22 protein-coding genes are annotated in these 22,834 nt (G+C 47.2%); 13 read left to right on the top strand and 9 right to left on the bottom strand.

The genetic code is table 11. The features are described from left to right. Positions 1 to 4 precede the first annotated feature (4 nt). The 9 genes from murD to lpxC all read left to right on the top strand — a co-directional run bounded on the left by murD (position 5) and on the right by lpxC (position 10,173). On the top strand, positions 5 to 1,309 hold the full coding sequence (gene murD, locus ACRRSY_RS18785) for a UDP-N-acetylmuramoyl-L-alanine--D-glutamate ligase (protein WP_432463802.1): 1,305 nt from the start codon (positions 5 to 7) through the stop codon (positions 1,307 to 1,309). Further along, the gene (ftsW, locus tag ACRRSY_RS18780) at positions 1,306 to 2,514 is read left to right on the top strand and encodes a cell division protein FtsW (RefSeq protein ID WP_432460137.1); all 1,209 of its coding nucleotides are present in this window, start codon (positions 1,306 to 1,308) and stop codon (positions 2,512 to 2,514) included. Before murD ends, ftsW begins: the two co-directional genes overlap by 4 nt. Further along, a complete protein-coding gene (gene murG / locus ACRRSY_RS18775) occupies positions 2,507 to 3,592 on the top strand; it encodes an undecaprenyldiphospho-muramoylpentapeptide beta-N-acetylglucosaminyltransferase (RefSeq protein WP_432460136.1) in 1,086 nt (361 codons plus the stop codon). The genes ftsW and murG overlap by 8 nt, the downstream gene beginning before the upstream one ends. After that, on the top strand, positions 3,593 to 5,041 hold the full coding sequence (murC, locus tag ACRRSY_RS18770; RefSeq protein ID WP_432456043.1) for a UDP-N-acetylmuramate--L-alanine ligase: 1,449 nt from the start codon (positions 3,593 to 3,595) through the stop codon (positions 5,039 to 5,041). Then, positions 5,041 to 5,964 (top strand): D-alanine--D-alanine ligase, encoded by a 924-nt coding sequence (locus ACRRSY_RS18765; protein WP_432460134.1) that lies wholly within the window; start codon positions 5,041 to 5,043, stop codon positions 5,962 to 5,964. The genes murC and ACRRSY_RS18765 overlap by 1 nt, the downstream gene beginning before the upstream one ends. A 2-nt stretch (positions 5,965 to 5,966) precedes the next feature. Next, complete coding sequence (locus ACRRSY_RS18760) at positions 5,967 to 6,722, top strand: cell division protein FtsQ/DivIB (protein WP_432460133.1); 756 nt, start codon at positions 5,967 to 5,969, stop codon at positions 6,720 to 6,722. Beyond that, positions 6,703 to 7,959, top strand: a complete 1,257-nt coding sequence (ftsA, locus tag ACRRSY_RS18755) for a cell division protein FtsA (RefSeq protein WP_432460131.1) — start codon at positions 6,703 to 6,705, stop codon at positions 7,957 to 7,959. The genes ACRRSY_RS18760 and ftsA overlap by 20 nt, the downstream gene beginning before the upstream one ends. Before the next feature lie 38 nt (positions 7,960 to 7,997). Next, the gene (gene ftsZ, locus ACRRSY_RS18750) at positions 7,998 to 9,146 is read left to right on the top strand and encodes a cell division protein FtsZ (protein ID WP_432456047.1); all 1,149 of its coding nucleotides are present in this window, start codon (positions 7,998 to 8,000) and stop codon (positions 9,144 to 9,146) included. Positions 9,147 to 9,255: 109 nt separating this feature from the next. After that, complete coding sequence (gene lpxC / locus ACRRSY_RS18745) at positions 9,256 to 10,173, top strand: UDP-3-O-acyl-N-acetylglucosamine deacetylase (RefSeq protein WP_432456048.1); 918 nt, start codon at positions 9,256 to 9,258, stop codon at positions 10,171 to 10,173. Positions 10,174 to 10,191: 18 nt separating this feature from the next. Here the strand turns inward: lpxC and ACRRSY_RS18740 are convergent, their stop codons facing one another. Further along, positions 10,192 to 10,647: a DUF721 domain-containing protein gene (locus ACRRSY_RS18740; RefSeq protein ID WP_432460130.1), complete on the bottom strand. Its 456-nt coding sequence runs from the start codon at positions 10,645 to 10,647 to the stop codon at positions 10,192 to 10,194. 21 nt (positions 10,648 to 10,668) lie between these two features. On the opposite strand from ACRRSY_RS18740, the gene ACRRSY_RS18735 reads away from it, so the two are divergent. The 3 genes from ACRRSY_RS18735 (at position 10,669) to mutT (ending at position 14,947) form a co-directional block, all read left to right on the top strand. Next, entirely contained in the window at positions 10,669 to 11,592 is a 924-nt protein-coding gene (locus tag ACRRSY_RS18735) for a M23 family metallopeptidase (RefSeq protein WP_432463801.1), read from the top strand. Positions 11,593 to 11,627: 35 nt separating this feature from the next. Then, positions 11,628 to 14,348 (top strand): preprotein translocase subunit SecA, encoded by a 2,721-nt coding sequence (secA, locus tag ACRRSY_RS18730; protein WP_432460128.1) that lies wholly within the window; start codon positions 11,628 to 11,630, stop codon positions 14,346 to 14,348. Between the two features lie 191 nt (positions 14,349 to 14,539). After that, positions 14,540 to 14,947 carry an 8-oxo-dGTP diphosphatase MutT gene (gene mutT / locus ACRRSY_RS18725; protein ID WP_432460127.1) on the top strand — a complete coding sequence of 136 codons (408 nt, stop codon included), beginning with the start codon at positions 14,540 to 14,542 and terminating at the stop codon, positions 14,945 to 14,947. A gap of 11 nt (positions 14,948 to 14,958) precedes the next feature. Here the strand turns inward: mutT and yacG are convergent, their stop codons facing one another. From yacG to nadC, 8 genes are all read right to left on the bottom strand, one after another. Then, on the bottom strand, positions 14,959 to 15,159 hold the full coding sequence (gene yacG / locus ACRRSY_RS18720; protein ID WP_432456053.1) for a DNA gyrase inhibitor YacG: 201 nt from the start codon (positions 15,157 to 15,159) through the stop codon (positions 14,959 to 14,961). Then, complete coding sequence (gene zapD, locus ACRRSY_RS18715; RefSeq protein ID WP_432460126.1) at positions 15,159 to 15,899, bottom strand: cell division protein ZapD; 741 nt, start codon at positions 15,897 to 15,899, stop codon at positions 15,159 to 15,161. Before zapD ends, yacG begins: the two co-directional genes overlap by 1 nt. Positions 15,900 to 15,955: 56 nt before the next feature. Then, positions 15,956 to 16,558, bottom strand: coding sequence for a dephospho-CoA kinase (coaE, locus tag ACRRSY_RS18710; protein WP_432463800.1), 603 nt, complete (start codon positions 16,556 to 16,558; stop codon positions 15,956 to 15,958). A 43-nt stretch (positions 16,559 to 16,601) separates the two neighbouring features. After that, on the bottom strand, positions 16,602 to 17,480 hold the full coding sequence (locus ACRRSY_RS18705) for a prepilin peptidase (RefSeq protein ID WP_432463799.1): 879 nt from the start codon (positions 17,478 to 17,480) through the stop codon (positions 16,602 to 16,604). A 1-nt stretch (position 17,481) separates the two neighbouring features. Then, positions 17,482 to 18,726: a type II secretion system F family protein gene (locus tag ACRRSY_RS18700; RefSeq protein WP_432463798.1), complete on the bottom strand. Its 1,245-nt coding sequence runs from the start codon at positions 18,724 to 18,726 to the stop codon at positions 17,482 to 17,484. A gap of 74 nt (positions 18,727 to 18,800) precedes the next feature. Next, positions 18,801 to 20,504 carry a type IV-A pilus assembly ATPase PilB gene (gene pilB / locus ACRRSY_RS18695; protein WP_432463797.1) on the bottom strand — a complete coding sequence of 568 codons (1,704 nt, stop codon included), beginning with the start codon at positions 20,502 to 20,504 and terminating at the stop codon, positions 18,801 to 18,803. Positions 20,505 to 20,511: 7 nt separating this feature from the next. After that, positions 20,512 to 20,997 carry a pilin gene (locus ACRRSY_RS18690; RefSeq protein WP_432463796.1) on the bottom strand — a complete coding sequence of 162 codons (486 nt, stop codon included), beginning with the start codon at positions 20,995 to 20,997 and terminating at the stop codon, positions 20,512 to 20,514. Positions 20,998 to 21,244: 247 nt separating this feature from the next. Beyond that, positions 21,245 to 22,087 (bottom strand): carboxylating nicotinate-nucleotide diphosphorylase, encoded by an 843-nt coding sequence (gene nadC, locus ACRRSY_RS18685; protein ID WP_432463795.1) that lies wholly within the window; start codon positions 22,085 to 22,087, stop codon positions 21,245 to 21,247. A 163-nt stretch (positions 22,088 to 22,250) separates the two neighbouring features. Here nadC and ampD point away from each other — a divergent pair, with 163 nt between their 5' ends. After that, positions 22,251 to 22,790, top strand: coding sequence for a 1,6-anhydro-N-acetylmuramyl-L-alanine amidase AmpD (gene ampD / locus ACRRSY_RS18680; RefSeq protein WP_432463794.1), 540 nt, complete (start codon positions 22,251 to 22,253; stop codon positions 22,788 to 22,790). Positions 22,791 to 22,834 lie beyond the last annotated feature (44 nt).

The raw sequence follows: 22,834 nt of genomic DNA, 5'->3' as shown, positions 1-22,834 counted from the left end.
GTTGGTGAGTAAATTACAGTCACAAAAGCGATATGCGGTGGTTGGCCTTGGTGCTAGCGGACTCAGTAGTGTCCGTTTTTTGCTGCGTCACGGGATTTCTCCCTTGGTTTGTGATACCCGAGCAGAGCCACCGGGTTTGGTTAATTTGCCCACTGAATTGCCAGTAATTTGTGGCGAGCTGCCTCTGGCTCAATTACTCGATTGTGATGTGGTGATTGTCAGTCCTGGTGTTGCCTTGGCCCACCCGGTTCTACAAACCCTTGCCAAAGCAGGCATTGCTTTGATCGGTGATGTGGAGTTGTTTAGTCATTATGCGGCAGCACCAGTGGTGGCGATTACTGGCTCTAACGGCAAGAGTACCGTTACTACACTGCTAGGCGAAATGGCTAAACAGGCCGGTCTTAAGGTGGCGGTTGGCGGTAATATTGGCGTGCCCGCGTTGGATTTGCTCAATGATGAGGTGCAGCTATATGTATTGGAGTTATCAAGTTTCCAATTAGAGACCACTGAACATTTGCAGACGGCAGCGGCCACTCTACTCAATGTTAGCGAAGATCATATGGATCGCTATGATGATTTAGATGCTTATATTGCAGCGAAGCAAAAAGTTTATCAGCACGCGATGACCGCAGTTGTGAACTTGGATGATGTTCAATCGACACCAATTACCACGACTGAAAATAGACTTAGTTTTTCTGTCACTCAGCCTGCCGACTTTTGTCTTAGCTGCGATCAAAAACAGTTACTTCGCGGAACTAAAGTACTGCTTGATATTAGCGATTTGGCCTTAGTTGGAACCCACAATTATGCCAATATACTGGCAGCTCTCGCCTTAGCTGAGTCGCTCGCCATTCCCATGCAAGCTTGCTTAGCCGCGGTAAAGCAGTTTGCTGGCTTAACCCATCGCTGCCAATTGGTTTCTCGTAAAAGAGATATCCGGTGGATTAATGATTCTAAGGCCACCAATGTTGGCGCCACTTTGGCGGCGCTCATCGGACTGAAAGATAGCGCGGCTCAACTCTGGTTGATTGTGGGCGGGGATAGTAAGGCTGGCGATTTAAGTGAGCTTAAGTCTGCATTTTCTGAAGTGGCAGGGGTGGTTGCCTTTGGTCGAGATAAGTTGCGTTTTCAACAATTGGATCCGCAAGTCGTCTTAGTTGATGACCTATCTGGAGCGTTGAATTGGTGCGCTGAACAAGCTAGAGCTGGTGATACGGTATTGTTATCGCCTGCCTGTGCCAGTCTGGATATGTATCGTAATTTTGAAGCGCGCGGTGAGCACTTTTGCCAATTGGTGGAGGCGCTATGAATTTACTTGCTAAACCACGCTTAGGATTTCAACTGTTGGTCAGTCGGTTTCAGGTGGAGCCTGCAGCGCGTGCCGAACCACAGTTATTCGATCGTCACTTATTGTGGTTAGCGCTATGTTTGATGGTATTTGGTTTAGTGATGGTGGCGTCTTCTTCTATCCCAGAAGGTATTGCCATCAATGACGATCCGTTCCGTTTTGCCAAGCGTCATGGTATCTACCTACTGATCTGCTTAGCGACGATGGCGGTGGTGGTGCAGATCCCGATCGCCTGGTGGCAGTCACATAACGCAACATTTTTGCTGCTGGCGGGGCTCGCGCTGGTGTTGGTGTTATTGGTGGGGCGGAATATTAACGGTAGTAGTCGCTGGATAGGTTTTGGTCCGATTAATATCCAGCCCGCTGAGTTTTCAAAGCTGGCGCTGTTTACCTACTTGGCTGGTTATTTGGTTCGCCGTCATGAACAGGTAAGAGAGAATTTAAAAGGTTTCTTAAAGCCGCTAGTGGTGTTTTTTCTGATGGCTGTTTTACTATTGGCGCAACCCGATTTGGGTAGCGTGATTGTGATGTTTGTGACGACGGTGGGCATGTTGTTTTTAGCTGGCGCGAAGCTGATCCAGTTCTTTGGTTTAATGTTTACCGGTGTGGTTTCGGTGGTGACTTTGGTGATTGCCGAACCTTATCGAATGCGTCGAGTTTCTTCGTTCTTGGACCCTTGGCAAGATCCCTTTGGTAGCGGTTATCAACTCACGCAATCTCTGATGGCCTTTGGTCGCGGAGATTGGTTGGGGGAAGGTTTGGGGAACTCAATTCAAAAACTTGAATACTTACCTGAAGCCCACACCGATTTTGTGGTGGCGGTGCTTGCGGAAGAACTTGGTTTTGTGGGGGTTTGTGCGGTACTCCTGTTACTCATTTTATTGGTTAGCCGAGCGATGAAAATAGGCAAGCAGGCTTTATTAGCAGAACAAGCTTTTGCGGGTTACTTAGCTTGCGGCATTGGTATTTGGTTTAGTTTTCAAACGATGGTGAATGTGGGGGCTGCATCGGGCTTGGTGCCGACCAAAGGCTTAACCTTACCTTTGGTGAGTTATGGCGGTTCCAGTTTGTTGGTGATGTCGATAGCGGTCGCAGTGTTATTGCGCATTGACCATGAGTTCCGTTTGGCTCGTTGCCAAGCCTATACGAGGGACTCTCATGGCTGAACAGAAGCGTCCCAAGTTATTGGTTATGGCCGGCGGGACTGGTGGTCATGTATTTCCTGGTTTGGCGGTAGCGGATCATCTGTGTCAGCAAGGTTGGCAGATATCGTGGTTGGGAACCGCCGAACGAATGGAAGCTCAGTTGGTACCGAAACATGGCTATGCTATTGATTTTATAAGTATCAAGGGGGTTCGTGGCAATGGCCTGTTGCGTAAGCTAGCCGCGCCTTTTAAGTTGTTGAATGCGATAAGGCAGGCGCTGTTGCTGATGCTGCGTTTGCAACCTGATGTGGTGCTTGGCATGGGCGGCTTTGCCAGTGGACCCGGTGGAATAGCGGCATGGTTGATGAGAAAACCTCTGGTATTACATGAGCAAAATGCGGCCGCCGGATTAACCAATAGAATGTTGGCCAAAATTGCCACTAAGACTTTGATTGCTTTTCCTGGTGCTCTCGCTAAGGGCAAAGTGGTGGGTAATCCGGTGAGACCTGCGGTATTGGCATTACCTGAAAAAAGCTTAAGTGAAAGTCGCGATTATAATCTGCTAGTGATTGGCGGAAGTTTAGGGGCGCAAGTTTTTAATCAGCATTTGGCTGCTGGAATTAAAGCCAGTGGTTTAGATCTTCGTATTTGTCATCAAGCGGGTAAAAATAAGTTGGCAAGTGCCGAACAAGCCTATCAGGATGCCAAGCTTGAAGAACACTTGAGTCAAGCGCCGAAAATAGTCGAGTTTATTGATGATATGGCAGCAGCTTACCAGTGGGCGGATGTGATACTCTGTCGCGCTGGCGCGCTCACGGTGTCGGAGGTGGCGGCCGCGGGTTTAGCTGCGATTTTTGTTCCGCTTCCCTATGCGGTGGACGATCATCAAACTAAAAATGCCCAATATTTGGTGGATGCAGAGGCTGCCCAATTGTTGGCTCAAAGCGATTTTTCGTCACAGCGGATAGCGACGATATTAAATGAATTTGCTGATCCGGGATTGCGCCATCGTTATGGTTGTAATGCGAGAAAGCAGGCGGCCATTGATGCGACAGAGAAAGTCGCCGCAGTTTGCCAAGACTTAATGAAGAGTAGTTAGATGAGTAAAATTGAATTAGCCAAATTACGGACCATGATCCCAGAGATGCGCAAGGTGAAGCGGATTCACTTCGTGGGGATTGGAGGTGCAGGTATGGGGGGGATTGCCGAAGTATTGGCTAATGAAGGTTATCAAATCTCAGGCTCGGATCAGGCGCAAAATACAATGACGGATCGTTTGCTGACGGTCGGTGCTGAAATTTATGTTGGTCATGCTGCAAGCAACATTGCGGGGGCACACGTGGTGGTGGTGTCAACTGCGATTCGAGACGATAACCCAGAAGTTGTTGCTGCAAGAGCTGCTCGGATTCCGGTGGTTCGTCGCGCAGAAATGTTGGCTGAATTGATGCGCTATCGGCATGGCGTTGCCGTTGCGGGCACCCATGGTAAAACCACTACGACTAGTTTGCTTGCCAGTATCTATGCGCAGGCTGACCGTGACCCCACCTTTGTGATTGGTGGTTTGCTAAATAGCGCGGGTACCAATGCACGCTTGGGCAGTAGCCGTTACCTTATCGCCGAAGCTGATGAAAGTGATGCCTCATTTTTGCACTTGCAGCCGATGGTTGCAGTGGTCACCAATGTTGAACCAGACCATATGGAAACTTATGGTGGTGATGAAGCTCAGCTGCATGCCACCTTTATCGATTTTTTACATAACCTGCCTTTCTATGGCGTGGCGGTGATGTGTATTGATGATCCTGGCGTGCAGGAGCTATTGCCTAAAATTGGTCGACATATTATTACTTACGGTTTTTCAGAGCAGGCGGATGTGCGGGTTCAGGCATTTGTGCAACAAGGTGACCGTTGCTCGTTTACGGTGCAGCGCATTGGTCGTCCAGCCTTAGAGATTGAGCTTAATATGCCGGGGCAGCATAATGCGCTTAACGCGGCGGCTGCAATCGCGGTCTCGAGCGAAGATGGTATCGAAGATCGGGCGATTATTGATGCTTTGAATGGTTTTGAAGGTATTGGTCGTCGATTCCAGCAGTATGGTGAATTTGCCACCGGCAATGGTTCTGCTCTGTTGGTGGATGATTATGGTCACCACCCAACCGAGGTATTGGCAACTCTGAAAGCGGCGCGAGCTGCTTGGCCAGAGCGGCGTTTGGTGATGGCGTTTCAGCCGCACCGTTATAGTCGTACGCGTGATTTATACGAAGATTTTGTGGATGTATTGGCTCAAGTGGACAGCTTATTGCTTTTGGAAGTGTACTCGGCAGGTGAGGATGTGATTGCTGGTGCGGATAGTCGTTCATTATGCCGTAGTCTACGCCAACGAGGTTTAGAGCCTATTTATGTGAAACAACCCGATGAATTGGCGAGTTTGCTTGCTGACGTGATCGAAGATGGTGATGTCGTATTAACCCAAGGTGCTGGTAATATTGGCGTCTTGGCGCGGCACTTGGGTGAGCTGCAGCTCAACATCAATAGAATGAAGAATAATTAATGGGTAGTTTAGTTATGAAACGAGTGGCGGTGCTGTTTGGTGGTGATTCAGCCGAGCGTGAAGTATCACTTAAATCGGGGCGCGCGGTGTTATCGGGTTTGCTTCGAGCAGGTATTCATGCGGAAGGTATCGATACTCAAGGTTTTGATCTAAACACGCTAAAACAGAATCACTATAGTCATGTGTTTATTGCCTTGCATGGACGAGGTGGTGAGGACGGTACTTTGCAAGGTGCCTTAGAATATCTGGGGCTTCCGTATACCGGCAGTCGGGTACTTGGTTCTGCCTTGGCGATGGATAAAATCCGTTGTAAGCAAATTTGGCAAACTCTTGGTCTGCCTACGGCTGCTTATCGGATTGTTGATCAAGCCTCTTATCAAGCTGCTCAGGCGGAAGATATTTTGCAACAGTTATCGGGAGTAGTGATTGTTAAACCCGCTTTAGAGGGGTCAAGCATTGGAATGGCCAAGGCGGAGACGGTTGAGCAATTGCAACAAGCGATAGTGAGTGCTTTTGAATATGATTCTCGAGTACTAATCGAACAGTGGATTAGCGGTGCTGAATATACGGTAGCCATTGTTGGGGAGCGGGTATTACCTTCGATTAGGATGCAAACACCGCATACCTTTTACGATTATCAGGCGAAGTATCAAAGCGCTTCCACCGAGTATTTTTGCCCAAGCGGTTTGGACGCGCAACAAGAGCAACAATTGGCAGAGATTGCGATGCAAGCTTTTAAAGCCACTGACTGTGAAGGGTGGGGACGAGTTGACTTGATGGCTGATCAACAAGGGAATTGGTATTTACTCGAAGTGAATACGTCCCCGGGAATGACCGAAAAAAGTTTAGTACCGATGGCGGCTGAACAGGCAGGCCTGAGCTTTGATCAGTTAGTCGCGAGTATTTTGGATTTGGCGCATTAATTATGCAAATGACCCATCAACAAAAGCAACTTTGGGCCTATTGGGCGGGAGTGACCTTTTTTGTGTCGGTTATTTTAGTATTGAGTTATGCGGCTTACTCGGTATATCGAGGGGTGAGTGATAAACGGCTTAGCCCGATGAATCGCTTATTGGTATCGGGTCAGCGCGAGTATGTATTAGATCAAGAATTACAGCATGCCTTAGCGGCATTACCTGAGGCTGGCAATTTTTTTAGCTTGGATGTGTCGCAAGTGAAAGCACAGATTGAACACTTGCCTTGGGTACGGCAGGTTACGGTACGTAAGCAGTGGCCAGATAAGTTATCGATCGCTTTACAAGAGCAGCAAGTCGTTGCTCGTTGGAATAATGCCGCTTTGCTTAATCAGCAAGGTCAGATATTTGATGCGCCACAGCAACGTGTAAAAACGGCCTTGGTATCTTTAAGTGGTCCGGATGAGCAGGCTGAAATGGTATTGAGCACCTTTCGACAATTGCAACAGCGTTTGCAGAGTCGAAATTTAAATATTGTAAGCCTTGCGTTAAATGAGCGCCATGCTTGGCAAATACAACTGGCTGGTGGTATGCGACTGCATTTAGGAAAAGAAGATAAGTTCAATCGTATTGAACGTTTTGTCGATATTTACCCGCAGTTGAAGAATGCGGCAGTCGCTTATGTTGATTTACGTTATGACACCGGCTTTGCCGTAGGTTGGAAGAAACAAGAAGGTTTGGTAATTAATGACCAAAGTAACGGATAGAAAACTGATCGTTGGCCTCGATATTGGCAGCGCAAAAATCACCGCATTGATCGGTGAGGTCTTGCCGAGCAACGAGATGAGCATTATCGGTGTAGGCAGTCATCCGGCAAAGGGTATGGATAAAGGCGGGGTTAACGACCTTGATTCGGTGGTTAAAACCGTACAGCGAGCACTGCAAGAAGCGGAGTTAATGGCCGATTGCAAGATTAGCTCGGTGTATTTGGGGGTCTCGGGACGCCACATCCGTTGTTTAAATGAAAAAGGCATGGTGCCGATTAGTGATGAAGAGGTGACTCAGGATGATGTGGATAACGCCATCCACACTGCTAAATCGGTGAAACTGCCCGATGAACACCGCATCTTGCATGTATTGCCGCAAGAGTTTGCCATCGATTTCCAAGAAGGTATCAAAAACCCGATTGGTTTATCGGGAGTTCGTATGGAAGCCAAGGTGCATCTTATTGCTTGCCATAACGATATGGTGAAGAACATCGTGAAGTGTGTTGAGCGTTGTGATCTTAAAGTCGATCAACTGATTTTTTCTGCCTTGGCTTCAAGTTATGCGGTGCTTACTGAAGACGAGAAAGAGCTTGGTGTGTGTGTGGTTGATATTGGCTCTGGCACCATGGATATTGCGGTTTATACTAGCGGCGCTTTGCGTCATACCTCAGTGGTTCCATTTGCTGGTAATTCGGTGACTCGTGATATAGCGACCGTATTTGGTACGCCATTAAATGATGCTGAGGCCGTCAAGGTTCGTTATGGTTGCGCCTTAGGCAGTATGGTGAGTCGAGACGATACCATTGAAGTCCCCAGTGTGGGAGGACGTCCGTCTCGTAGCTTGCAACGGCAAACTTTGGCGGAGGTGATTGAACCTCGATATAGTGAGCTGTTTGCGATGATTAAAGTCAAGCTGGATGAGCTTGCGGATGATTTACAAGCGCAAGGTACTAAATTGCAGTTGGGTGCCGGTGTGGTTTTAACCGGTGGTGCAGCACAGATAGAGGGCGTTGTTGAATGCGCCGAGAAAATTTTACAATGTCAGGTGCGAGTTGGTTCTGCCAATAAAGTAGCTGGTCTTACCGAATATGTACAAGCGCCTACCTACTCAACAGCTGTAGGCTTGTTACATTACGGAATGGAAAATCAAACTGAAAAGCCAATTGAAGCGAAAAATATAAGCAGCGTTGGTAATATCGCGAAGCGTTTACACAGTTGGTTTAAAGGTGAATTTTAGTTTTTGCTAATTGGCGAAAATAAAGCGGAGAGAGAACTATGTTTGAGATTATGGATAGTCATACCGATGAAGCGGTTATTAAAGTGGTTGGTGTTGGCGGTGGTGGCGGTAACGCCGTTGAGCACATGGTGGCGCAGTCGATTGAAGGGGTGGAATTCATCACGATCAATACCGATGCGCAAGCGCTACGTAACTCTGGTGCCGATAATACCTTACAAATTGGTGGGGCCATCACCAAAGGTTTAGGGGCGGGTGCAAACCCTGAAGTAGGTCGTGAAGCAGCGATGGAAGATCGAGATGCGATCATGAGCCAATTACAAGGCGCAGATATGGTGTTTATTGCTGCCGGAATGGGAGGCGGGACTGGTACTGGTGCCGCTCCGATTGTTGCGGAAGTGGCTAAAGAGCTAGGGATCTTAACCGTAGCGGTAGTAACTAAACCTTTCGGTTTTGAGGGCAAAAAACGCACCAGTTATGCTCAGCAGGGGATTGAGCAGCTGAGTAAGAGTGTTGATTCATTAATTACGATCCCTAACGATAAGCTGTTAAAAGTATTGGGTCGAGGGGTGTCTCTGCTGGATGCTTTTAAGGCCGCAAATAACGTATTACTAGGTGCCGTGCAGGGGATCGCCGAGTTGATTACTCGCCCTGGCTTAATTAACGTGGATTTCGCCGATGTTCGCACGGTGATGCGTGAAATGGGCACTGCAATGATGGGGACCGGGATCGCTTCTGGTGAAGACCGCGCTGAAGAAGCTGCCGAGCTTGCTATTTCTAGCCCCTTGTTGGAAGACGTAGATCTAGCTGGTGCGCGTGGCATTTTGGTCAACATCACCGCTGGTTTCGATATGAGCATTGAAGAGTTTGAAACGGTGGGCAACGCCGTGAAAGGTTTTGCCTCTGAGAATGCGACTGTTGTGGTTGGGGCCGTGATTGACCCAGAAATGAGCGATGAATTAAGAGTGACCGTGGTTGCGACTGGTATTGGTGCAGAACGCCGCCCTGATATTTCTATTGTTAAACCACAACAAGCGGTGAATGCGGAACCAGTTACGCGTACCTTACCAGCCGATTCTGCACCGATGATGGATGAATCCGCTGCGGTGGTAAATGCGGAACCTAGTCGGGCGAGTAGTGATGGTGATTATTTAGATATCCCAGCATTTTTGCGTCGTCAGGCAGATTAATCTGTTGGTTAATGCTGGAGATTTAGCCAAAAGTTTGTGGTGTATTTCAAACTTATGCTAAGATGTCCGACCATTAACATTTATTTGGTCGTAAAGCAGAGGAATTTTTATGCTTAAACAACGGACTCTTGAAAAGTCAGTACAAGCGACAGGGATCGGTTTGCATTCTGGGCACAAGGTCACGATCGTCTTGCGTCCCGCGCCAGCGAATACCGGTATCCTGTTCAATCGTACCGATTTGGATCCGGTTGTCACGATCCCGGCAAAAGCAGAATTGGTACGCGACACCATGCTTTGTACTTGTCTGATTGATGATGCGGGTAACCGTATTTCAACAGTTGAGCACTTAATGGCGGCAATTGCAGCCCTAGGTTTGGATAATTTAATTATTGATGTCGATGCGCCAGAGCTTCCAGTGATGGATGGTAGTGCTAGCCCCTTTGTATTTTTATTGCAATCGGCTGGTATTACAGAACAATCTGCGGCGAAGAAGTTTATTCGAATTAAACAAGCTATTCGTGTTGAACATGAAGATAAGTGGGCCGAGTTACTGCCGAACAACGACGGCTTTAAAATCGATTTCTCTATTGATTTTGATCATCCTGCGATGGAAGGCCGTAATCAGGCGATTTCGATGATGTTTTCTGCCGATAAGTTTGTGAAAGAAATCAGCCGTGCTAGAACCTTTGGGTTTATGCGTGATATTGAGTATTTGCAATCTAAAAATCTAGCCCTAGGTGGCGGATTAGAAAATGCAATTGTGCTGGATGATTACCGGATTCTTAACGAAGATGGCCTTCGTTATGAAGATGAGTTTGTTAAACACAAGTTACTCGATGCGGTGGGTGATTTGTTTATGGCTGGTTTACCCATCTTGGGTCACTTAAGAGCACATAAATCGGGTCATGCCTTGAATAATAATCTGGTTCGAGCAATGCTTGAGCAACAACATGCTTGGGAAATTGTCACTTTTGAAGACAAGTCCGAAGCGCCTGCTGCATACCAACTGCCGGTATTCAGTTTCTAGTTATTTGGTCGGCGCTGGCTAACTCTCTCCGCTCAGCGCCGCTAATTTTTTCAACTTTTCCTTCAGTTCATCAGGCACATGCTTGGATAATTCTGTGATATGTCTAGCTGCTTCAGCGCTTAGCTGGCGTTTTCCAGTGCTTTTTACTTCAGGTTCTGGTTTAATGTGCTTTAACTCCGGATTTATTTTTAATTCTAAACTGACAACCCCCGGGATAGCTTTGCGTAAGTCACTCAGTAGTTCAAATCGGAACTGTTTTAGTCGAGTGAGCCAAGCGGAACTCGGTGCTTCGATAATAGCGACTCCTTGACGCATATTAACGATACGGCATTGCTGTAGTTTGTAGTGTGCCAAAATATCGCTGCCCAGTTGTTGCAGCTGAAGTCGGCGTTGTAAGGGCTGTTCGATTTGCGAAAATTGTTTCTGATGAAACAGACGATTAATCGAAATCGGTTGGTGTTGTCGCTTGGACATAATAATTAGTATATTTTCAATATGAACTTAAGTTTAGTATACGCCCATAAAGGCGAGACCAGAACCATTCGCGTAAATCCCTTCCGTTTATTATGGCTGGGATTTCTGCTGGCACTGCTATTGTCCAGTATTGGTTTGTGGGGTGTTCAACAGTATCGAGACTTAGCACAGCAACAGGCGCGGTTGATTAGTCAGTTGGATAGTTTACAAGCGGAACCAAAGCTACATCAGTTTGAGCAACAATTACGTGAGCGTTATCGTGGGTTAGCGCTTCGAGTGGGGCAAATGCAAGTCGAGATGACCCGTTTGAATGCCCTTGGCGCTCGCTTAGTGGAAGATAGCGAACTTGCCGCAGAGTTTGATTTTTCTCATACACCTCCTATTGGCGGGCCGATGATGGACATTGACAGCAGTCGTGAACGCGATAGCCATTTGTTGTTTGGCCTGTATCAACTAGAACAACAGCTTGGTAAAAACAAAAAATCTCTTACCGCGCTTGAATCTTGGCAACAAAGTCTCCATTTATTAGACAATAGTTTTATCTCTGGTTGGCCGGCAAAAGGCCCCGGCATTTGGATTTCTTCACCCTTTGGTTCGCGGCTCGATCCTTTTACGCAGCGCTTGTCGGTGCATAATGGAGTCGATATTGCTGGGAAGGAAGGGACAGCGATTTACGCAGTGGGTAGTGGCGTGGTTGTTTGGGCCGGAACGCGTTCTGGTTATGGCAACTTCGTTGAAATAGCGCATGGTAACGGAATGGTAACGCGTTACGGGCATGCTAAAGCAGTATTAGTAAAAGAAGGTGATGTGGTAAATAAAGGGGACGAGATCGCGTTGATGGGCAGTACTGGCCGCTCAACCGGTCCTCATGTGCATTTTGAGGTGCTTAAAAATGGCCGACCTCTGAATCCCAGTAAATTTATTTATCGCAAAGCCAGTGCATAGAAAATTGGATTTCGTCTTAGCAGAAGTAGTTTTTCATGATTAGTAAATTAGTAACAAAGATAGTTGGTACCCGAAACGACCGTACCATCAAGAAGATGCGTAAAATAGTAAATGCTATTAACGCCCTAGAGCCCGAATACGAAAAATTGTCAGCAGAAGACATCAAAGCGAAGGCCGTCGAATTTAGAGAGCGGGTGGAGCAAGGTGAAACGCTAGAGTCAATTTTGCCAGAAGCGTTTGCGGTGGTTCGTGAGGCCTCAAAACGGGTATTCGAAATGCGTCATTTCGATGTCCAGATGATTGGTGGCATGGTTCTTAACGATAATAAAATCGCAGAGATGCGCACTGGTGAAGGTAAAACCTTGACCGCGACTTTGCCTGCTTACCTGAACGGGATTACCGGTAAGGGCGTACATGTGATTACCGTGAATGACTATTTGGCACAACGTGATGCGGAATGGAATCGCCCTCTATTTGAATACTTAGGTTTATCCGTTGCAGTGAATATTGCGGGAATGGACCATGAAGCCAAGAAGGCGTCCTACGCCGCTGATATTACCTATGGTACTAACAACGAATTTGGTTTTGATTATCTGCGTGACAATATGGCTTTTGCGCCTGAGCAACGAGTGCAACGACCTTTAAATTATGCAGTTGTGGATGAAGTCGACTCGATCCTCATCGACGAGGCTCGTACACCGTTGATTATTTCTGGTCCAGCGGAAGATAGCTCAGAGCTTTATAAAAAAATTAATGATGTGATCCCACTTTTGGTTCGCCAAGAGGAAGAAGATACTGAAGAACATACGGGTGACGGTCACTACACCCTCGACGAAAAAAATAAGCAGGTTCATTTGACCGAAACTGGTCAAATTTTTGTCGAAGAAACCTTGATTGAGCGGGGCATGCTCGAAGAGGGGGATTCACTTTATAATGCAGCCAATATTAGCCTGTTACACCATGTGAATGCTGGTCTACGCGCGCATACCTTATTCGAACGTAACGTCGATTATATCGTGAGTGATAGTGGCGAGATCGTGATTGTTGATGAACACACCGGCCGTACCATGCCAGGGCGTCGTTGGTCCGAAGGGCTACATCAATCGGTGGAAGCGAAAGAAGGGGTGGCAATTCAAAATGAAAACCAAACCTTAGCGTCAATCACCTTCCAAAACTATTTCCGCCTATATCAAAAACTGTCTGGAATGACTGGTACTGCCGACACCGAAGCTTTTGAGTTTCAATCTATTTACGGCCTCGATACGGTGGTTGTACCAACCAATAAACCGATGGTTCGTGATGACAAAGGGGATTTAGTCTATCTGACCGCAGAAGAGAAATATCACGCCATTGTTGAGGATATTCGCGAGTGTGTGAAGGCTCAGCGTCCAGTGTTAGTCGGTACCGTATCGATCGAAAATTCGGAACTATTGTCGAATATTTTAAACAAAGAAAAAATTAAACATAACGTGCTGAACGCTAAGTTCCATGAGAAGGAAGCGGAAATTGTCGCCTCAGCGGGTATGGCTGGTGCGGTGACCATCGCCACGAATATGGCGGGCCGGGGAACAGATATTGTGTTGGGCGGTAGCCTTCAAGCCGAGCTGAGTGCTTTAGGTGAGGAAGTGAGCGAGCAGCAAATTGCCGAGATTAAACACCAGTGGCAGCAGCGTCATGATGCAGTATTAGCCAGTGGTGGTTTACATATTATTGGCACCGAGCGTCATGAATCCCGTCGTATTGATAACCAGCTTCGTGGTCGTTCGGGTCGCCAAGGGGATCCCGGTTCGACTCGCTTCTACCTCTCGATGGAAGATAGCTTGATGCGTATTTTTGCATCAGATCGAGTTACCGGAATGATGAAAAAACTCGGCATGGAAGAGGGTGAAGCGATTGAGCATCCTTGGGTCACTCGCGCCATTGAAAATGCTCAGCGTAAAGTTGAAGGGCGTAACTTTGATGTGCGTAAGTCTTTGCTGCAATTTGATGATGTGGCTAACGATCAGCGCAAGGTTGTTTACGAGCAACGCAACGATCTTATGGATAGTGAAAGTATTTCTGAAACCATCGAAGTGATCCGTCAAGATGTATATTCAGCGGTGCTTGATGAATACATTCCCCCTCAGTCTCTCGACGAAATGTGGCAAATCACTGAGTTGGAACAACGTTTGAAGAGTGATTTTGGACTGGATTTACCAATTCAAAAATGGCTGGATGAAGACGATAAGTTACATGAAGAAAGCTTGCGTGAGCGAGTTATCGAAGCAGCCGTGAAAGAGTACCAAGATAAAATTGATAAAGTGGGCGCGGATAGTATCAAACAGTTTGAGAAATCGGTGATGTTGCAAACTCTTGATCAGCTTTGGAAGGAGCATCTCGCAGCGATGGATCATCTGCGTCAAGGGATCCACTTACGTGGTTATGCTCAGAAGGATCCTAAGCAAGAATACAAACGGGAATCTTTTGAATTATTCACCCAGATGCTTGAAGCACTCAAGCTAGATGTGATTAGTATTTTGAGTCGGGTGCAGGTTCAAGCGCCAGAAGAAGTGGAAGCGATGGAAGCGAAACGTCGTGAAGCCGAACAACGCGCTATGGAGTATCGTCATCAACAAGCTCAAAATCAGCTCGAGGATGAAGCAACAACGGCATCAAATCAACCGGTTGTTCGTGAAGGGCAAAAAGTGGGACGCAATGATCCTTGTCCCTGTGGTTCCGGTAAGAAATATAAGCAATGCCATGGTAAGTTATCCTGATTTGAGGATAGTTATGCTGTAAAAAGGAGAGCCTTGGCTCTCCTTTTTGTTGATGTGAGCTGCGGTTTAGATTGTGCTTGTGAGCGCAGCTCTTGGGGGCGGTTGGCTATATGCGCCACGAGAGTGAAATTCGGTGTCGTTTTTGGTTTAGACGCGCCGTCAACGGTTAAGCGCTAAATTTGGGAGTAGCAATGAAAACAGTGAATGTGGCGGTAGGGGTTATCTTCAAGCAACAACAAATTTTGTTGAGCTTAAGGCACCAAGCGCAGCATCAGGGAGGAAAGTGGGAGTTTCCCGGAGGAAAAGTTGAGCCTGAAGAAACGGTGCTTGAAGCTTTAGCCCGTGAGCTAAAAGAAGAACTGCTGATCGATATTGATGTGAGCAGCTGTAAAGCGTTGACACGTATTGAGCACGATTATGTCGATAAACGTGTGTGTTTACACGTTTATACCATTGAACGCTTTACAGGAGAGGCACAAGGCGCAGAACAGCAGGAAATACGCTGGGTGATGGCAAAAAATTTGAGTGATTACACTTTTCCTGAGGCAAATCTTGCTATTTTGCAGGCGATTGGGCGCTTAGAGACGAATCAGAGCTGAGCTACTACGCATTAAAACTCCCAGCTGTCAGGTTTATCTTCATCTTCTACGATATGCTGTCCGGGAATGGCTTTCTCTTGGTTTGCCCATTCCCCTAAATCGATGAGTTTACAGCGCTCACTACAAAAGGGTCTGAACTCGCTACTGCTTTGCCAGATGACGTCGTCGTTACAAGTGGGGCATTTAACTACTGGGGGGTTCTGGTTTTTCATTAGTTGATCTTACAGCAATAAAGGCGGCAGTGAATATTGTCTATTTCTAGATTGGCCGCACTGATGAATTTGATAGCAAAGCGGTGTTTATGTCCGCTCACGGTTGGATAGGCTTGATAGTCGGTATCGACTTCGATCCGTAATAGACCGCAGTGTTGTGCTACGCCTTGATAGAAGCCCTTGTTGGCAATCACTTCAATGGCTTGATGTTGCTCGCGGACAAGTTTGAGCAACTGCTTAATCGCTTCAACGACCATTTGAAAGGGTTGTAGCCACCCTTCTACTTGAGCTCTAAGCTGTGACGGTGGTTGATTTAGCCAGTAGTGAAGGTAGGGAAGATCAAAACTACTATTCCCGCCCGGTAAGGCTAAACGTTGGCGAATGCTGGCTAATAAACGGTCATTTTTAAGGTGGTCGGTTACGCGAACATGTTTACTGATGGCTACCGACAGACTTTTAACCTCAAGGATTAGCTGCTCTATTTTGCTGGTATCAACATTTGGCATGGATGCCCATTGATCTAGTTTTTCGGTTTGAGTCGCTAAATCTTTGAGTAAATCACTGCGCCATTCACAGCGTTCTAAAACTTCGGCAACTTCAAACAAAATCCGAAAAAATTGCTGTTGTTGCAAAGGGTGTTGCAGGGGTTTAGCCAACATGAGTTGCTCAAATAACTGCTCTAAGCGTAAGTAGTTTCTTACTTTCTCATTTAAAGGGTGCTCGAATATGAGTGCGGCCATGACGATTCATTACACTAAGTTAAAGACTTATCTAAACTAGTGTACCCACTGATCTTTCAACTGTCATGGCTTTTGGCAAGATTAAGGTAAATGCGGTGAAATTCCTTTACTTTGTCGGCTAATAACGACAGTTCGCCATCGTTTACGATGATATCTGTAGCGGCGGCGAGTTTAGCCTCTCGATCCATTTGGGCACCAATAATTTGCTCGGCTTGGCTTTGATTGACCTTGTCGCGCGCCATGGTTCGGGCAATTTGTAGGGCAACTGGCGTATCGATCATGAGCACTCGATCGACAAGTTTATCCAGCTTGTTTTCTAGGAGTAGCGGGGCAACCAAGATCTTGTAGGGGCCTTCTGCTGCGTCAAGCTGTTGTTGCATTTGTTGGCGGATTAGTGGATGAAGCAAATGGTTCAGCCAAGTTTTTTGTTCGGGCTCACTAAAAATAATCTTGCGTAATGCGGCTCGGTCCAATTGACCATTCGTAAGCTGTAGCTGCGGGCCAAAGTGCTTGATGATCTGATTTAGTGCTGGCTGGCCGGGTTCAACCAATTGCCGAGCAACAACGTCAGCATCCACCACCGCCACCCCAAGCGCTTCAAACAGGGCGGATGCTTGACTCTTACCGCTGGCGATGCCGCCAGTTAATCCAATGATCATGCACGGAGCCCTCGTGTGCGATGCTCGGAGATGAGGCCCGCCATCAAGCTAAACCGATGTAGTTGAAGTACCAATCTTGAATACTCTGGCCAAAAAATAGATAGGTGACGGCAGCAATTGCCAAGTAGGGACCAAAGGGAATCGGTTTTTGTTGTTGATGTCGGCCGAACAAGATCAGTGCAATGCCAATACCCGCGCCGATCAGTGATGATAACAGGATGGTTAGCGGTAGGGCCTGCCAACCAAACCATGCGCCAATCATCGCCAATAGTTTAAAATCTCCGTAGCCCATGCCTTCTTTGCCCGTCAGTAGTTTAAACAGCCAAAATAAGCTCCATAAGAAACCATAGCCAATTGCTGCGCCAAGCACTGCACTTTCAAGGCTGACAAAGCCGCCGACGAGATTCAGCAGCAGGCCAAACCACAGGCCGGGTAGGGTGAGTTGGTCGGGCAAATACATGGTATCTAAATCGATTAAGGCTAAACACAGTAGCAGCATGCAAAAGATACTGGCGAAGATGAATGGCAAGCTAAAACCAAACTGCCACCAGCAGGCTAGGGTTAAGGCCGCACACGCTGCTTCTACCAATGGATAACGGATACTGATTGGCGCTTTGCAGTTGGCACACTTACCGCGTAGTAGCAACCAACTGATGAGTGGAATATTTTGCCAGGCCAGAATTAAGTGATGACAGTGCGGACAAGTTGAGCGCGGTAGCGCCAAATTATAAGTTTGGGGAGAAACTGGCGTATCGTCATTAAGCTCATCGGCTAAAAACTGCCGACACTCTTGTTTCCATTGTCGCTCGAGCATCACCGGTAGGCGATGGATCACCACGTTACTAAAAGAGCCGATACACAGCGCGACTAACAAACAGAAACCCAGCGCTAAGGCTGGGTAAAATTCAATGAACTCTTGCATTTTAACTGACGACCGATCCCAGTTTGAAAATAGGTAAATACATGGCCACTACCATACCACCAACTAATACCCCAAGCACAGCCATAATCAAGGGTTCGATTAAGCTGGTGAGGCCATCAACCGCGTCATCAACTTGCTGTTCATAGATATTGGCGACTTTATCGAGCATGCTATCCAAGGAGCCTGATTCTTCGCCAATCATCACCATCTGGGTCACCATATCGGGAAAGATGTTGACGGTACGCATCGCCACATTCATCTGCATCCCACCGGTGACTTCCACCCGGATGGCGTTGATAGCATTGCGGTAGACTACGTTACCAGAAGCACCAGCTGCGGAGCGCAGCGCATCGATTAGCGGGATCCCGGCGGCAAAGGTGGTAGACAAGGTGCGCGCAAAACGGGCCATTGCAGCCTTGTGTAAGATGGGATTAATCACCGGAATTTTTAAAATAAAGCGGTCGGTGGCATCTTTCACCCCCTGCGAGCGGCGAAAGGCTTGCACATAGCCAAAGCCTGCCGCAAAAATCCCACCAAAGATAAACGGCCAATAATCCTGCAGGAAGCGTGAGATCCCAATAACGAACACCGTGAAGGCTGGGAGTTCGGCATTAAAGCTGGCAAAAATTTCTTCAAACTGGGGGATCACAAATAGTAATAAAATGGTGGTCACGATGATGGCGACGATGATTACCGAGACTGGATAAAACATCGCCTTCTTAATTTTGGACTTCAGCGATTCGGCCTTTTCTTTATAGATGGCCACCCGATCATAAATCGTCTCGAGGGCTCCACTTTGCTCCCCGGCATCGATCAGGTCACAGTAGAGATCATCGAAGTAGCGAGGATGTTTACGCAGGGCTTCGGAAAGTGCGGTGCCTGATTCTACTTCGGCGCTAATTTCTCCGATCAGTTGGCGCATCGCCGGCTTTTCGACACTCTTGGCGATAATATTAAAACTCTGCACTAGTGGTACGCCAGCCGACAGCATGGTGGCGATTTGTCGAGATACCACCGCGATGTCCATCGGTTTGATCTTATTACCCAATTGGCTAAGAAAACTCTCACTTTTTTTCTTGATTTTGGTAACGGTGATTCCCTGGCGACGCAGGTCGGCTCGAACATGGTTCATGGTTTCGGCTTGATATTCACCGCTAACCTTACCGCCTCGGCGATTAATCCCACTCCAGCTAAAGGCATTGATTTTTTTAACGGCGACTTTACGCTTGGTGCTTGTGGCGGCCATAATATCCCTGCGAACAATGGGTCTTAACACATAAGTTTAATTTATCAAATAATCAGTGATGTGGTGTGAGTGAATCATACATTTGTGACTCGCTCGACTTCTGCTAAGCTGGTGACGCCTAAACGGGCCTTTTCTAAGGCGGACATGCGCAGCGAATACATCCCTTCGGTAATTGCCTGTTCGGCGATTTGAATGGAATTACCTTGCTCCATAATCAGTTTAGCAATTGCACTGCTCATGGGCATCACCTCGTAAATCCCAACTCGTCCCTTATAACCGCCGGTACACTTATCACAACCCTCCGGTTCAAATAATTGAACTCCTGCGCTGATTTGGTCTTGATTAAAGCCGATCTTGGGTAATAAATGGGCCTCAATTATCTTCGGTTTTTTACAGTGTTCACAGAGTCGTCGCGCCAAACGCTGGGCGATGATCAAGCTGACCGAGGATGCGATGTTAAAGGCTGGGACCCCCATATTCAGCATCCGGGTCAGGGTTTCGGCGGCGGAATTAGTATGCAGGGTCGACAGCACTAAGTGGCCGGTTTGCGCCGCTTTAATCGATATTTCTGCGGTTTCTAAATCGCGGATCTCCCCAACCATTACCACATCAGGATCTTGACGTAGAAAGGCGCGTAGAGCGCTGGCAAAGCTTAGTCCAGCGCGATTATTAATCTGTACTTGGTTAACCCCTGGCAGGTTAATCTCCACCGGATCTTCGGCGGTGGAAATATTAATTTCACTGGTATTGAGAATACTTAAGCCAGTATACAACGACACGGTTTTACCGGAACCGGTGGGGCCGGTGACTAAAATCATCCCTTGCGGGCGAGCTAAGGCGTCTAAATATAGCTTTTTTTGTTGCTCATCGTAGCCAAGCGCGTCGATGTTTAGCTTGGCCGCCGAAGAGTCGAGGATCCGGATCACGATTTTTTCGCCCCACATGGTGGGCAGAGAATTCACCCGCATGTCGATGGCCTTGTTACGGCCGGTCTTGAGTTTTATTCGACCATCCTGTGGTAGTCGACGTTCGGCGATGTCCATTCGCGCCATTACCTTGAGCCGAGCCGAGAAGCGATTGGCCAGGTTAATCGGTGGGCTGGCGATTTCGTGTAACAGTCCGTCGATGCGAAATCGGATCCGGTATTTATGCTCATAGGGCTCAAAGTGTAAATCGGAAGCGCCACGGCGGATCGCATCCATCAAGATCTTATTGATATAAACTACGATGGGCGCATCGTCTTGTTTATTGGTTTGCTGCTCATCGAGGCGTGAGCCTTCCTCGCTCACTTCTAAATCGTTAATATCCTCATCGGAAATCTCGCCTAAATCGAGGTTGGCGCTGTCATCGACTAGCGATTGAATGGCGTTAAATAGCTTGTTCTCTTCAACTAGTAGCGCTTCGACGTGCAGGCCGAAGCTAAAGCCAAAATCTTCGAGGGCGGTCACATTGCTGGGATCGGCCATCGCCACATACAGGGTCTGTCCTTGACTATAAACTGGCAAGACGTGGTGTTTAAAAATCAATTTCTCGTTGAGATATTTCTGCGGGATCTCACTAAGCTCGATGGCATCTAAATCTAGCAGTGGAATGCCAAATTGGCTCTCACAAAAATCCGCCAGCTGTTTGCTGGAGAGCAGTTCATTCTCGACTAATACGCTGGTAAATGCCCGTTGCTCTTGCTTACTGCGTTGATACAGCTCAGTGAGGCGCTGTTCTTTGTCGGGAAAAGAAACGGCCAAGCTGGAAGCAAGGCCGTTGAGTTCGCTTTTGTTCATTTATTTATTAACAAAGACCTGCCGCTACGCAACTTCCAGTATTTCTAGTCCATTTAACTTGGCCATCGGCAGTAGCTGTGCCAATTAAGATGAATGTAGCATTCGCAGATGCTGAAGCTCCATCTGATATACCATCAGCGGTGGCTGTAATCGTAACCTTATCAGTACCATTAGCCGCAGCTTCTACTTTATCAACATTGTCACCACCAGCAGCAGTATCGCCAGCTCTATCTGCGGCTGTTACACAAGGTGTCAATGCAGCTACTGTTGGACTCGCGGGATTTCCTTGCCAGCATATTTCAAAAGCGGTTTTTGACGGGCCAGCTGCGGCGATTACTTCTGTAAATTTAGCCCGTTTGGTATAAGTTTGATAAGCAGGCAGCGCGACCGCCGCTAAGATGGCTACGATGGCAACTACGATCATTAATTCGATGAGCGTAAAACCGCTTTGTTTGTTGGCTACTTTGATTTGAAGGTTTTGGACTGTTTTCATTGCGTCTTTCCTTTACACAAGTTTTAAGTTGTTTATCTACCGTTTTATTATCGGGTTGCAATAAATTAACGCCGTTAATTCAGCCACATCCCTTACTGTACGGTGCTGCAAATCTATACTGATTAAAGCACACGAATATTATAAGTATAGTTATTTTTAGAAAAAGACAATTAAATCGTGATCTTAGCGGGGCTTTGATTTGAGAGGCTGTAAATGTATTTATACAGCCTTGTTTAACTAATCGATTTTATTCGACGACAAAGCGCATACTTAGGTCTAGCGCCTTGACATGTTTGGTTAAAGCGCCTACCGAAATATAGTCAACGCCTGTTTCGGCATACTGGCGAATGGTGCTTAGGGTCATATTGCCAGAGGCCTCTAACTTTGCTCGGCCCTGGTTGAGCTCCACCGCTTGACGCATCAACTCGACGCTGAAATTATCTAACATTACCACATCGCTGCCTGCATCGAGCGCTTGGTTTAACTCGTCGAGGTTTTCCACTTCCACTTCCACTTTTTTCCCCGGTGACAACTGGCGCGCCTGGTCTATTGCAGCTTTAATACTGCCACAGGCCATGATGTGGTTTTCTTTTATGAGAAAAGCATCGAACAGTCCGAAACGATGATTATGGCCGCCGCCGCAGCGAACCGCATATTTTGAGGCAAAGCGTAAGCCCGGTAGCGTTTTTCGGGTATCCAGTAATTGGCATTGGGTGCCAGTAAGCAAGTCACAATAGGCTGCCACTTGCGTGGCAATTCCGGATAGGGTTTGAATAAAGTTGAGTGCACAGCGCTCACCGGTTAATAAAATTCGCGCAGGACCACTTAAATAGCAAAGGCTTTGGTTTTCGACAACCTTGTCGCCGTCTTCAACCAACCACTCTATGCTGACTTGTCCACCGAGTTGGCGAAACACTTCATCGGCAAATTGGCGACCCACAAATACCGCATCTTCGCGGCTGATAATTTTAGCCTTACTGACTTGTTGTTCGGGAATCAGCCCCGCGGTGATATCTAGCTGCGGGTCTAAGTGACTTAAATCTTCAATGAGGGCTGCGCTGACATTAGCGCGCAATTGTTCGAGGTTCATGCATCGATTCTCTGATAGTTGCGATAGTGATGATGGTTTGTAGAGTATATACCCTAGCATGTAGCGCATTCTAACTTAGAAGGCTTAAGCTTGCATGGGCAAATATTGGCTTTATGATAAGCAAATTGTCAGGCGCTATTGTTTTATGGCTAAGGAGAGAGTTTTGCAGATTAATCAGCAGCATCAACTGGTACAGGCGCAGCAGCTACCAAGTCAGTTTCATAATCAGCGACCTGAAGATGAGATCAGCCTATTGGTTGTGCATTGTATCAGTTTGCCACAGGGCGTTTATGGCAATGGCTATGTTGATCAGCTGTTTAGCGGTACTTTAGATTGTAGTGCTGAGCCGAGTTTTGCCGACTTAGCTGGCTTAGAGGTCTCTGCGCACCTGTTGATTGAGCGTGATGGTCAATTGAAACAATATGTGCCATTTAATCGGCGCGCTTGGCATGCTGGGGTATCGATTTACCGTGGGCGGGAAGCTTGCAATGACTTTTCCATTGGGATTGAATTAGAAGGAACCGACCATAGCGCCTTTACTCAGGCTCAATATCAAGCCCTGGTAGCGGTGACTCAAACACTATTGGCGCATTATCCACAAATGAGCAAGCAAGCAATTGTTGGGCATAGTGAGATAGCGCCGGGAAGAAAATCAGATCCCGGAGAGGCGTTTGATTGGGAGGCGTATCTCGCGGCTTTATGAGCATGCTTGGTTTGCCATGAGAATTGACTTACTATTTGTTTGCA

This window comes from Agarivorans sp. QJM3NY_33 (genome assembly GCF_050870865.2).
Classification (GTDB): domain Bacteria; phylum Pseudomonadota; class Gammaproteobacteria; order Enterobacterales; family Celerinatantimonadaceae; genus Agarivorans.
This window is presented reverse-complemented; position numbering and strand designations above follow the sequence as displayed.

Bases quoted from the DNA above. Each gene is read 5' to 3' on its own strand.
- ftsW (WP_432460137.1), top strand. From the start codon at position 1,306: ATGAATTTACTTGCTAAACCACGCTTAGGATTTCAACTGTTGGTCAGT.
- murG (WP_432460136.1), top strand. From the start codon at position 2,507: ATGGCTGAACAGAAGCGTCCCAAGTTATTGGTTATGGCCGGCGGGACT.
- murC (WP_432456043.1), top strand. From the start codon at position 3,593: ATGAGTAAAATTGAATTAGCCAAATTACGGACCATGATCCCAGAGATG.
- ACRRSY_RS18765 (WP_432460134.1), top strand. From the start codon at position 5,041: ATGGGTAGTTTAGTTATGAAACGAGTGGCGGTGCTGTTTGGTGGTGAT.
- ACRRSY_RS18760 (WP_432460133.1), top strand. From the start codon at position 5,967: ATGCAAATGACCCATCAACAAAAGCAACTTTGGGCCTATTGGGCGGGA.
- ftsA (WP_432460131.1), top strand. From the start codon at position 6,703: ATGACCAAAGTAACGGATAGAAAACTGATCGTTGGCCTCGATATTGGC.
- ftsZ (WP_432456047.1), top strand. From the start codon at position 7,998: ATGTTTGAGATTATGGATAGTCATACCGATGAAGCGGTTATTAAAGTG.
- lpxC (WP_432456048.1), top strand. From the start codon at position 9,256: ATGCTTAAACAACGGACTCTTGAAAAGTCAGTACAAGCGACAGGGATC.
- ACRRSY_RS18740 (WP_432460130.1), bottom strand. From the start codon at position 10,647: ATGTCCAAGCGACAACACCAACCGATTTCGATTAATCGTCTGTTTCAT.
- ACRRSY_RS18735 (WP_432463801.1), top strand. From the start codon at position 10,669: ATGAACTTAAGTTTAGTATACGCCCATAAAGGCGAGACCAGAACCATT.
- secA (WP_432460128.1), top strand. From the start codon at position 11,628: ATGATTAGTAAATTAGTAACAAAGATAGTTGGTACCCGAAACGACCGT.
- mutT (WP_432460127.1), top strand. From the start codon at position 14,540: ATGAAAACAGTGAATGTGGCGGTAGGGGTTATCTTCAAGCAACAACAA.
- yacG (WP_432456053.1), bottom strand. From the start codon at position 15,159: ATGAAAAACCAGAACCCCCCAGTAGTTAAATGCCCCACTTGTAACGAC.
- zapD (WP_432460126.1), bottom strand. From the start codon at position 15,899: ATGGCCGCACTCATATTCGAGCACCCTTTAAATGAGAAAGTAAGAAAC.
- coaE (WP_432463800.1), bottom strand. From the start codon at position 16,558: ATGATCATTGGATTAACTGGCGGCATCGCCAGCGGTAAGAGTCAAGCA.
- ACRRSY_RS18705 (WP_432463799.1), bottom strand. From the start codon at position 17,480: ATGCAAGAGTTCATTGAATTTTACCCAGCCTTAGCGCTGGGTTTCTGT.
- ACRRSY_RS18700 (WP_432463798.1), bottom strand. From the start codon at position 18,726: ATGGCCGCCACAAGCACCAAGCGTAAAGTCGCCGTTAAAAAAATCAAT.
- pilB (WP_432463797.1), bottom strand. From the start codon at position 20,504: ATGAACAAAAGCGAACTCAACGGCCTTGCTTCCAGCTTGGCCGTTTCT.
- ACRRSY_RS18690 (WP_432463796.1), bottom strand. From the start codon at position 20,997: ATGAAAACAGTCCAAAACCTTCAAATCAAAGTAGCCAACAAACAAAGC.
- nadC (WP_432463795.1), bottom strand. From the start codon at position 22,087: ATGAACCTCGAACAATTGCGCGCTAATGTCAGCGCAGCCCTCATTGAA.